The sequence below is a fragment of the Pseudoalteromonas sp. NH0006-46 genome, from assembly GCF_057547735.1.
In genome coordinates this window covers 43,612-53,804 of the sequence record NZ_BAAJML010000016.1, presented here as the reverse complement: position 1 = coordinate 53,804, position 10,193 = coordinate 43,612, and the positions used below count along the sequence as shown (strand labels likewise).

The window sequence follows — 10,193 nt, the reverse complement described above, 5'->3', positions numbered from 1 at the left end:
ATTCGCTTTGTGACCCCATTCGCTTTGATTTTAATTGGCTTGTTATATGACTTTACTCATTTAACCTAACCGTGCCATCAGCACTTACAGTTATAAGTCTAAAATGGTCTGAGCTTTCATATTCAAAACCTAGTTCGCACCAATCAAGCTTGTAGGGCTTTTTGCTCATAAATTGTGGGTCATATCCAATTTCATCTATAAAAGATACCGCTAATTCCAAAGACCTTGATTCAGAAATAGAACAAGTATACTCAGTATGATAAAAAGCTATCAGCTCCCAACTTACTAAAAAAGCCACAAAGCTTGGTAAGATGAAAAGGCTATAGCTTAATTTTTTTCGTTTAACTTTTAGGAATGCACAATGTAATAATGATGTATAAACTCCCAAAGTTAAAAATGTTACTCCAATACTCATGCTAGTGTTTGGAATATACTTCAACTTTGCTATTGAATAATCAATCGAAAATCCGAACACTATCCACAGAATTAGAATAAAAAAACCTTTTAGCATTTTGCCACTCTATTTGATAGTTGTATAACGCTTTTGACATGCGGATTTTAGGAGTGCTTTGGGAGAAAGCCAGCGGATAAAATTCCTAGTGACTTTACGAACGACATAATTCATTTGTTATTTACCCGATTGTAAAATTTGCTTTGCAATACTCGTGATTTCAATATCGCCCGAATTAATAGCGCTTTGTGATGCAATTGAAATAATAAAGCTATGCTTGGTGCTTTTTACAACATAAAAATAGAAGTAAAAAGTTAAATGTTCTTTTTCAACTTTAGCTTGAGCATACATACTTTCACAACCATCACCACACTCTTTTGGGGATAGTACAGACCCCATTGTTGCTAAAGTTTCATTTACCCTTGATACAATCTCTGAATATTGTTCGTAAACGCCGTTCCCGAACTCAATATTAACAAAAGGATTTCGTTCTTTGTCAAAAGCTAAAATACGGCTAACTTTATCAGTCTGAACAGTTAATTCATCAGGAAGAGTAATACTAAACGACTTAGTTTCAACTAATTGAGCATTCGATTGTGTCGATATAAGTATCAACAAAAATAAGATATAGCGCATAATTCTCCTGTTTTGCGTCCCTTGGTTAAAGCGTTTGTTAGGTTACCAATGCTCCAGACAATGTAGACCTACTTTCTCAGCACATGACTCGATGATGGGTCTAACACTTAGATCTTTTAAATAAAACACATTTGTGTCGTCATAACCTTCGAAGTAGACCGCATTTAACCTAGAAAGAGAAGAGCCTAGGGTCAAATCTTGACTTCAGAAGAGCCTAGGGTCAAATCTTGACTTCAGACATTAAGATTTTTGACTAACTACTTCTTGCTAATAGCTGTCTGTTAAATGAGGTCTACAGAAGAGCCTAGGGTCAAATCTTGACTTCAGACATTAAGATTTTTGACTAACTACTTCTTGCTAATAGCTGTCTGTTAAATGAGGTCTAAATCTAATTACTTAAACTGTAAGATCAGACATGAACAAGGCGGTACTAACCTCTGCATGTTAACATTAATGCTTAAGTAGATGACAATAATATACTGGTTTCGCTATTTAAAATGCCATCTATCTCGCGTACTTGCCTAAGTACGCCATCAAAATCACTTAAGTTTCCTGCTTGTATTTCTGCTACTAAATCCCAAGCGCCGTTGGTGGTATGTAACTTAGTAAGCTCGGGGATTCCGCGCATGGTTTTAATTACCTGTGAGGTCGATTTTCCCACTACTTCCACCATCATTATTGCTCTTACGGCTTCGGTTTCTATGTGTTCGTGCACCCGCACAGTAAAACCTAATATAGCGCCCGATGAAACTAACCGATCCAAGCGGTTTTGTACTGTCCCGCGTGACACGTTTAATATATCAGCTAAAGCAGAAATAGATGCACGGCCGTCTTTTCTTAATTCGGCTATTAGGGCGTTATCTAATGAGTCATAAATATAAGGGAGCATACGCTTACCTCTAACTATTTTTTATACAAAATACTAAAAATTTATATTTATGCCTAGCAAATTGCTAAAAAATACCATTATTTGTATAAAGTATTAGCATTTTAAGTGGCATCTGTAGTCGATAAACTTATTTTAATTAGTTCATATTGTTATTACAGAGGTAGTCATGAGTCATTTTATAGCACAGCCAAAACACGGTGTTCCATTTGTAAGTGTTCAAGCTATGGCCAAGCTAATAAACACATTAGGAATAGAAAATGTATTAGTTAGCCTAACTAACAAACTAAAACACGACTTTGCTCGTTGGCACGAATTTGATAAATCGCCGCGTTATGCAGCATATTCTACCGACGGTGTAATAGAGCTTATGCCGGTAAGCGATGGCAAAATGTTTAGCTGCAAATACGTAAATGGTCACCCAAAAAATACCTTTAAAGAACTTCAAACGGTGGCAGCATTTGGTATTTTGTCGGATGTGGATAGCGGTTACCCGGTGATGATCAGCGAAATGTGCCTATTAACCGCACTACGCACTGCTGCAACATCAGCGCTGGTGGCTACTTATTTAGCACCAAAAAACTCAACCACCTTAACCCTTATAGGTAATGGAGCTCAGTCTGAGTTTCAGGCTTTAGCGTTTAAAGCGGTATTGGGTATTACACACATTCGTTTATACGATATAGACGAAGCAGCCTCTCTAAAAGCGTTTAATAACTTAAGCACTAAAGGTTTAAACGTGACTATATGTGAAAGTGTTGAAGAGGCAATAAAGGGCGCACACATAATTACCACTTGCACGGCCGATAAAACAAACGCAACCATTTTAACAAACGATATGATCCCAGAAGGCGTTCATATTAATGCGATTGGTGGCGACTGCCCTGGCAAAACCGAGCTTGATTCTGCTTTACTCGAACGCGCTAATGTATTTGTAGAGTACGAACCACAAACCAGAATCGAGGGCGAAATTCAACAAATGAGCAGGTGCTTTGCTGTAACCGAGTTTCATAAAGTCATTAATAAACAGCACCTTGGTCGTACAAACGAAAAAGAGCTTACTATTTTTGATGGTGTCGGCTTTGCAAGCGAAGATTTTACCGCGTTAGTGTATATTCGCGAGCAACTTATTAAATCAGGAGAATACGAAATACTCGACCTGATCACCCAGCAGGGCGACCCGCGTAACTTATTTTCAGTTCTTGAAGTACCGCGTATAGATAAAGAGAGCGCAGCATGAGCCTAACACAACAAGCACCGAGCGCAGTTGTGATGGTGCGTCCGCATCACTTTACGTCTAATCCACAAACTATGCTCGACAATGCGTTTCAAAGTGAATGTGCAGCACAAAATGAAAGCGAACAAGCCTTTAAAGAAGTTACCAATGCGGTTGAGTTATTACAAAATGAAGGTGTAACCGTTCATTTATTTGAAGACGAGCAAACACATACGCCCGATTCTGTCTTTCCAAATAACTGGTTTTCTACGCATCAAAATGGGCAATTAATTATTTACCCAATGTTTGTAGAAAACAGAAGATTAGAATATCGTAAAGATATAATTGATTTTTTAACGGATCACTATAAAGTGCCGGTAGTGACTGATTATGCATATTTAGCGAAAGAAAATGCATTTTTAGAAGGCACCGGATCATTGGTACTCGATCACCACTATAAACTTGCTTATGCGGTAGAATCTAAACGCACAACAAGATCGGTAGTAAATACTGTGTGTAATTTACTTTCGTTTAAGCCAGTTGTGTTTAACGCCGCTGATGAGCAAGGTACAGCGGTGTATCACACTAATGTACTAATGTGCGTAGCCAGCAAGTTTGTAATGATTGGCTTAAGTATGGTGCCCGAAGCGCAGCGCAGTGCGCTGGTAGGGCATTTTTTACAAAGCCATCACGAAGTAATCGACCTGTCAGTTGAGCAAATAAATAAATTTTGCGGAAATGCCATTGAATTAAAAGGTAAAAACGGCCGAATTTTAGCGCTGTCGCAAACCGCTTACAATGCGCTAACGGGCGAGCAAATAATTGCGATACAAAAAACGGCTAAACTAGTGGCTTTGCCTATACCTACCATTGAATCTGCTGGTGGCTCTGTAAGGTGTATGATTGCAGGGGTACATTTACAAAGCAAATAAGGCGAAATTTAAAGGCAACATGGTTGCCTTTATTGCATATGAAAGAGCAAGCGTTGCCAGTACATTTTAAAATGACTATGTTAAAGCGCATAACTATAAAAATATAATAAGGAATTCGCAATGTTCGATACGGTAGTAAAAAGTGTAAATAACCTGTTGTGGGGAGAAGGTCAGGTACTCATTTATATTTTACTTTTCACCGGCGTATGGTTTTCTGTGCGTTTAAAAGCAATTCAAATAGTTAAATTTAAACATATGTTTAGCCTGTTAAAAGGCAGTAGTAAATGTAATAAAAACGATATTTCGTCATTTCAGGCATTGTGTACCGGGCTTTGTGCTCGGGTAGGAACGGGTAATTTAGCCGGTGTTGCCGTGGCTATCTCGCTTGGCGGCAGTGGTGCCATATTTTGGATGTGGGTTATTGCTATACTTGGCATGGCAACCGGGTTTGCCGAAAGTATATTAGGGCAAGTATACAAAATTCGCGATAGTAACGGTGAATTTAGAGGTGGCCCTGCGTATTACATTCAACAAGGGTTGGGCAGCCGTGCCTTTGCTATAGTATTTGCCGCGTGTTTATTTTTAGGCTATGGCTTTACCTTTAGCGCAATGCAAACAAATACAATTACCGATGCACTAAACTATGCATTCGAAGTACCCACTTTTTATTCAGGTTTAGTTATTACGGTATTAGCAGGGTCAATTATTTTAGGCGGCTTTAAAGCCATTGCCCGTTTTGCGGAGCGTGTAGTGCCATTAATGGGCATATTGTTTGTAGCAGCTGCCGTTATCATTACAATTATGAACTTACCACAAGTACCTGCCATGCTAAAAGATGTGTTTTTATCGGCCTTTGGATTGCAAGAAGCGGGCGCAGGTGCAATGGGCGCAGCCATTAAAAATGGTATTCAACGCGGTCTATATTCTAACGAAGCGGGTGCGGGTAGTGTGCCGCATGCCGCTGCAAGCGCAAGCCCCATTCCTAATCACCCTGTAACACAGGGTTACATACAAATGCTTGGTGTATTTTTCGATACAATAGTACTGTGTAGCTGTACCGCCGTCGTTATTTTATTAGCCGATGTAGACATAAGCGGCGAAATGGAAGGTATACGTTTAACGCAAAGCGCCATGAACGCGCATTTAGCACAAGGTGGTGTGTACTTTGTAGCAGCAGCTATCACGCTATTTGCATTTACCTCAGTGGTAGCTAACTATGCCTACGCTGAAAGTAACTTACATTTATTTAAGCTTGATAACAAAGTAGGGCGCGGTATTTACACTTTGCTTTATTTATCAATGATGCTTTGGGGCGCATCGGCCACATTAAAAGAAGTATGGGATTTAGCCGATATAGCATTAGGATTAATGACAGTGGTTAACGTAATCGCTATCATACTGTTAACGCCAACTATTTTGTCGGTAACACACGACTACCACGCACAAAGAGACAAAGGCATTGAACCCGAATTTAAAGTAAAAGACGTAAAAGTACAGGGAAAATGCGAAGACGGCATTTGGGATTGATTCGCGTATTTTAAGTAACTTTAACGATAAAAAGCGGTTTTATGGCAGCATAAAGTCGCTTTTTAATTTTGCATAATTATTCATATTTAGAGCGTGTTAAAGTTTAAAATAGATAGATAAAAGGTGAAGATACAGACATGATCGACATTGTCGCAGGGAAGAACGCAGCAAAAATAATAAACGAACAAGGTTTTAAACCTGAGCTATTTACCTCTTTTTTAGGAGCGAGTGGCGGGCCTAAATGGTTTACCTTATTTGGATTAGACAAATATATTTTTGGTGAATTTTTTAAACACCGCACTCAACCCCTTAACTTAATTGGCTCATCGGCAGGGGCTTTTCGTTCAGCGTGTTTTGCCCAAAACGATCCGGTTGCTGCCATTGAGCGTTTAGCAAAATCGTATTCGCAAACGCGCTATTCTAGTAATAAACCAACGCCTAGCGAGATCACAATAAAAGCCCGCGCATTACTTGAAGATGTTTTTGGCGATAATGGCGTAACCGAAATAATAAATAACCCCGTTTTTAAAGCGCATTTTATAGTGGCTAAATCGAATGGCTTTATTGCCAGCGAAAATAAATTAATACAGCTACTGGGTTTATCAAAAAGTTATATGCTCAACCGTTTTAACCGAAAATTATTAGGCTCGCAGTACGAGCGATTTATTTTTGGCGCGCCAAACAGTAACTTATCAATAACCGACAGTTATAATTTTAAAACGCAAAACATAGCACTTAGCCAAACTAATTTAAGAGACGCCTTACTTGCATCGGGCTCTATACCACTTGTAATGCAAGGCATAAAAAATATTGCAGGCTCGCCACAAGGTATGTATCGCGATGGCGGAATAATTGACTACCATTTTGATTTAAAAATTAATAACCCAGGCTTAATTTTATATCCGCATTTTAATAGCGAGCCAAAAGCAGGGTGGTTTGATAAAAATTTAAAACGTAAAGTGTCGCCACTTAATTACGACAACGTGGTGATGATCACCCCATCAAAAAAATTTATAGCCGGTTTACCTTACGGAAAAATCCCAGACAGAAACGACTTTACCGACCTCGATGCCGACACGCGTATTAAATATTGGAACACCGTGTTTAGTAAAACTGAAAAGTTGGCTGAAGCGTTTGATAAAAATTTAGCGACTACTAAGTTTGATTTCAAACAAATCTGATAATCTTGTTTTTTGACAACTGACAACTGACAACTGACAACTGACAACTGACAACTGACAACTGACAACTGACAACTGACAACTGACAACTGACAACTGACAACTGACAACTGACAACTGACAACCCATAAATTACGTTATGTTAAATTAAATGGTAAGTAATAAAGCGAGCGTGATTATTCAAACCAGCCCGCTTTTAGGAGAGTTATTAATAGTTAATTTAGCTCAGAATCTACCCAAAATTTAGTGCCTTTTAGTACAGCTTGTAGTGCAAGGCCATTTTCGGTTACAGAATATACAGTAACTTGGTCTGCAATGGCTTCGGCTACCAATGCTCCACCTTTATCTTCGTATTTTGCTGCTGCATCTGCGTTTCCGCCAAAAGCCCAACCGTGTTCAATGAATCTATTTACTGCTGCTTGGGTATGAAAAACCATAACTACGTTAAAATCTTTAACACCTAAACCTAACCCTAAACCAGCTTCACCCATGTTCATGTAAGTAGATTTACCGGTTAAGTTATTTTTTACTACGCCATAACCACCACCAAAACTAGCAAGAATAACGTTAACATTCGCGTTATCAAAAACTGCATAGCCTGCTGAATTTGCTATTTGCGTTTTAACATCAGGCTTTTTAGTATAAAGTTTACTAAGCGTGTTGCTTTTCATACTTTGTACTAAAGACCGTTTTTCGCTTGGTGATGCACTACCGGTAGTCGCACAACCTGTAAGTGCCAACGAGAGTGTAAGTAAAAATAATATACTAAGTTGTTTCATAATTTTTCCTTAATAAGATTTGGCATGGCAATTTAAGCATAGTCTAAAATAAGTATTTAATTACTATGTCCAATACTAGACAGTATCGGACTTAAAGGTTATTCTGTAACTAACTTATTTAATTGAATATTTATATACTATGCTTGTTGCGTTAGTCGATACGTTAAAACAATTAAGGTATCAAATTGCTCATCTTGATGATGGCACTCTTAATTCAGAATACCCAGAACTAGCTACCTTTATACAGCAAGTTAGCTTGACTGTAACTGAATCAGAATCTGATCTTAAATTTTTATACCAATTTTTATATGTGTATGGCCGAAAATCAGAGGCAACATACAGTCGTTTTAGAAACGAACTTGAACGTTTTTATTTATGGTCATGGTTAATTGCCGAAAAATCAGTGTTCGATTTAAAACGTGAAGACATAGAAGCTTATGTAGATTTTATGGTTGAGCCTGATAAAAAATGGGCATCAACATCAGTGCAATGGCGCTATAAAGATGAGCAAGGTATCCGCCGATTAAACCAAAATTGGCGCCCTTTTATGTTAAAAGAATCAACGGCAAGTCAGCAAACATTATCGGCTATGTTTACTGCACTCAATGTTTTTTATAAATTTTCATTATTAGAAGAAAAAACCTTTGCCAATTTTGTTCCTGTTGTGAAAAAAAATAGCCCGTATTTAGTTGTGCAATCTCAAATTCAGATCCCAGACACCTTAAGCGATATACAGTGGGAATATGTGTTTGGGGTTACTCGCGATTTATGCGAGAAAAAACCAGATTTAGAACGTAATTTATTTACCTTAGCTTGTTTAAAAGGTTTATATTTACGAATTTCTGAATTGTCGGAGCGCCCGCAGTGGTCGCCAGTTATGTCGCATTTTTGGCAAGACAATGACGGCTTTTGGTTTTTACGTATTATGGGTAAGGGCAATAAATTACGAGATGTTACGTTAAGCGATGATTTTGTTGAATATTTAAAACGTTATAGATTATACAGAGGGTTACCCGCCCTTCCCCGCGTTGACGAATCCGAACCTTTAGTCCATAAAATTAGAGGCCAAGGTGGCATGACTGTTAGGCAAATTAGGCGTTTAGTACAACAAAGTTTTGAATTGGCTCAACAATCATTATTAGATGATGGTTTTAAAGATGATGCTGAACAACTTGAAGCTGCTACTGCACATTGGCTTCGCCATACTGGTGCAACACATGATGCGCAAACGCGGCCGCTAAAGCATTTATCTGAAGATTTGGGCCACGCAAAAATTGCGACAACAGATCAAATTTATATTCAAACTAATATTAAAGAACGAGCAAAGTCTGGCGTTAAAAGGAAAATTTAATGACCTATTTAATTATCGCCTTTATAGGTGCATTATTTTTAATTTATTCATTAACATTTAGACAGTTAGAAAAAACAGAAGTCACCGGCCCAATGTTTTTTGTAATGGGCGGCATTGTTTTAGCTAACGTATTGCCTAATAACGACGGTGAATTAAAAGCTGGTGTAGATTTATTACTTCCGTTTATAGAGTTAACCTTAAGTATATTTTTATTTTCGGATGCGGCAAAATCTAAGTTGAGCGTACTAAGGCATAGTTTTCAATATCCAGGCTTATTGTTATTTATTGCCCTCCCCTTAACATTATTGTTGGGGATAAGTGTTAGCTTGTTTATTTTTTCCGAACTTTCATTAATTCAATCTGCATTAATCGCAATTATATTAACACCAACCGATGCGGCATTAAGCAAAGGATTATTAGCAAGCACAGAAGTTCCTGAAAAAATTCGCGAGGGTATTAATACCGAAAGTGGATTAAATGATGGGTTATGTGTTCCAGTATTTTTAATATTTATTTTGTTAGCTAAAAACCCTGAGTCAGCTATTACCGCTTCTGATGTTGTTAGTGTATTTTCTCGAGAACTTGGATTAGCACTGTTTGTTGCTGCAGTTAGTATTAGTATTTTTATTCCCGCTTTAAACTTTGCAATGAAACGACATTACTTTGCACAAAACACTAGCCCATTTTTATTGTTAGGTTTTGCAATGGCTGTATTTTCTATAACACAGTATTTTCATGGTAGTGGATTTATAGCTGTATTTGTTGCGGGTTTATTGTTTGATAAGTTTTCAACTAAAGCAGTTAGTTCTGAGTTAATTGAGGATTCAGAACATATTGCTGATTTTACGTCGCTGATGATTTGGTGTTTATTTGGGTATGCATGTGCGTATTTAGTTTTTCCAAAAATGAATTTTGAAATTATAGTTTATGCGTTGTTAAGTACTACGCTAATCAGAATTATTCCGGTTATGTTATCGCTGCAATTTACATCTTTAAATCTAAAAGAACGATTTACTTTTGCATGGTTTGGGCCACGGGGACTTGCATCGATAGTATTTACTTTGATGGTGATTGATACGCAAATAGAAAATAAATTTCAAATTGCGAGTATTGCTATGACCACAATATTTTTTAGTGTGTTTATTCACGGCATTAGTACAAAACCAATCGCGGAGAGTTTTAAAAAAACATCAAAATAAAAATATAAAAAATTTAAATAAAAAGGCAGCGATAA

Annotated in this window: 10 protein-coding genes; 6 read left to right on the top strand and 4 right to left on the bottom strand. The window is 37.6% G+C overall.

The genetic code is table 11. From position 1 onward, the window contains the following. Nucleotides 1-52 precede the first annotated feature (52 nt). From AC27I2_RS19255 to AC27I2_RS19245, 3 genes are all read right to left on the bottom strand, one after another. Nucleotides 53-511 (bottom strand): hypothetical protein, encoded by a 459-nt coding sequence (locus AC27I2_RS19255; protein ID WP_487205207.1) that lies wholly within the window; start codon nt 509-511, stop codon nt 53-55. 117 nt (nt 512-628) lie between these two features. Beyond that, entirely contained in the window at nt 629-1,087 is a 459-nt protein-coding gene (locus tag AC27I2_RS19250; RefSeq protein WP_487205206.1) for a hypothetical protein, read from the bottom strand. A 457-nt stretch (nt 1,088-1,544) separates the two neighbouring features. Continuing rightward, complete coding sequence (locus AC27I2_RS19245) at nt 1,545-1,976, bottom strand: Lrp/AsnC family transcriptional regulator (protein WP_058405337.1); 432 nt, start codon at nt 1,974-1,976, stop codon at nt 1,545-1,547. 166 nt (nt 1,977-2,142) lie between these two features. Here AC27I2_RS19245 and AC27I2_RS19240 point away from each other — a divergent pair, with 166 nt between their 5' ends. The 4 genes from AC27I2_RS19240 (at nt 2,143) to AC27I2_RS19225 (ending at nt 6,829) form a co-directional block, all read left to right on the top strand. Further along, nucleotides 2,143-3,213, top strand: coding sequence for an ornithine cyclodeaminase (locus AC27I2_RS19240; protein ID WP_487205205.1), 1,071 nt, complete (start codon nt 2,143-2,145; stop codon nt 3,211-3,213). Further along, nucleotides 3,210-4,121, top strand: coding sequence for a citrulline utilization hydrolase CtlX (gene ctlX / locus AC27I2_RS19235; protein ID WP_487205204.1), 912 nt, complete (start codon nt 3,210-3,212; stop codon nt 4,119-4,121). Before AC27I2_RS19240 ends, ctlX begins: the two co-directional genes overlap by 4 nt. A 120-nt stretch (nt 4,122-4,241) precedes the next feature. Next, a complete protein-coding gene (locus AC27I2_RS19230; protein WP_487205203.1) occupies nt 4,242-5,648 on the top strand; it encodes an alanine/glycine:cation symporter family protein in 1,407 nt (468 codons plus the stop codon). Nucleotides 5,649-5,785: 137 nt separating this feature from the next. Next, entirely contained in the window at nt 5,786-6,829 is a 1,044-nt protein-coding gene (locus AC27I2_RS19225; RefSeq protein WP_487205202.1) for a patatin-like phospholipase family protein, read from the top strand. Between the two features lie 215 nt (nt 6,830-7,044). Here AC27I2_RS19225 and AC27I2_RS19220 read toward each other — a convergent pair whose 3' ends face one another. Beyond that, nucleotides 7,045-7,608 carry a lipid-binding SYLF domain-containing protein gene (locus AC27I2_RS19220; RefSeq protein ID WP_058405342.1) on the bottom strand — a complete coding sequence of 188 codons (564 nt, stop codon included), beginning with the start codon at nt 7,606-7,608 and terminating at the stop codon, nt 7,045-7,047. A gap of 139 nt (nt 7,609-7,747) precedes the next feature. Here AC27I2_RS19220 and AC27I2_RS19215 point away from each other — a divergent pair, with 139 nt between their 5' ends. After that, nucleotides 7,748-8,959 (top strand): tyrosine-type recombinase/integrase, encoded by a 1,212-nt coding sequence (locus AC27I2_RS19215; RefSeq protein WP_487205201.1) that lies wholly within the window; start codon nt 7,748-7,750, stop codon nt 8,957-8,959. Then, the gene (locus AC27I2_RS19210; protein WP_487205200.1) at nt 8,959-10,158 is read left to right on the top strand and encodes a cation:proton antiporter; all 1,200 of its coding nucleotides are present in this window, start codon (nt 8,959-8,961) and stop codon (nt 10,156-10,158) included. Before AC27I2_RS19215 ends, AC27I2_RS19210 begins: the two co-directional genes overlap by 1 nt. Nucleotides 10,159-10,193 lie beyond the last annotated feature (35 nt).

What these genes read in the sequence shown, in the direction of transcription:
- AC27I2_RS19255 (WP_487205207.1), bottom strand. Translation starts at nt 511, where the DNA reads ATGCTAAAAGGTTTTTTTATTCTAATTCTGTGGATAGTGTTCGGATTT.
- AC27I2_RS19250 (WP_487205206.1), bottom strand. Translation starts at nt 1,087, where the DNA reads ATGCGCTATATCTTATTTTTGTTGATACTTATATCGACACAATCGAAT.
- AC27I2_RS19245 (WP_058405337.1), bottom strand. Translation starts at nt 1,976, where the DNA reads ATGCTCCCTTATATTTATGACTCATTAGATAACGCCCTAATAGCCGAA.
- AC27I2_RS19240 (WP_487205205.1), top strand. Translation starts at nt 2,143, where the DNA reads ATGAGTCATTTTATAGCACAGCCAAAACACGGTGTTCCATTTGTAAGT.
- ctlX (WP_487205204.1), top strand. Translation starts at nt 3,210, where the DNA reads ATGAGCCTAACACAACAAGCACCGAGCGCAGTTGTGATGGTGCGTCCG.
- AC27I2_RS19230 (WP_487205203.1), top strand. Translation starts at nt 4,242, where the DNA reads ATGTTCGATACGGTAGTAAAAAGTGTAAATAACCTGTTGTGGGGAGAA.
- AC27I2_RS19225 (WP_487205202.1), top strand. Translation starts at nt 5,786, where the DNA reads ATGATCGACATTGTCGCAGGGAAGAACGCAGCAAAAATAATAAACGAA.
- AC27I2_RS19220 (WP_058405342.1), bottom strand. Translation starts at nt 7,608, where the DNA reads ATGAAACAACTTAGTATATTATTTTTACTTACACTCTCGTTGGCACTT.
- AC27I2_RS19215 (WP_487205201.1), top strand. Translation starts at nt 7,748, where the DNA reads ATGCTTGTTGCGTTAGTCGATACGTTAAAACAATTAAGGTATCAAATT.
- AC27I2_RS19210 (WP_487205200.1), top strand. Translation starts at nt 8,959, where the DNA reads ATGACCTATTTAATTATCGCCTTTATAGGTGCATTATTTTTAATTTAT.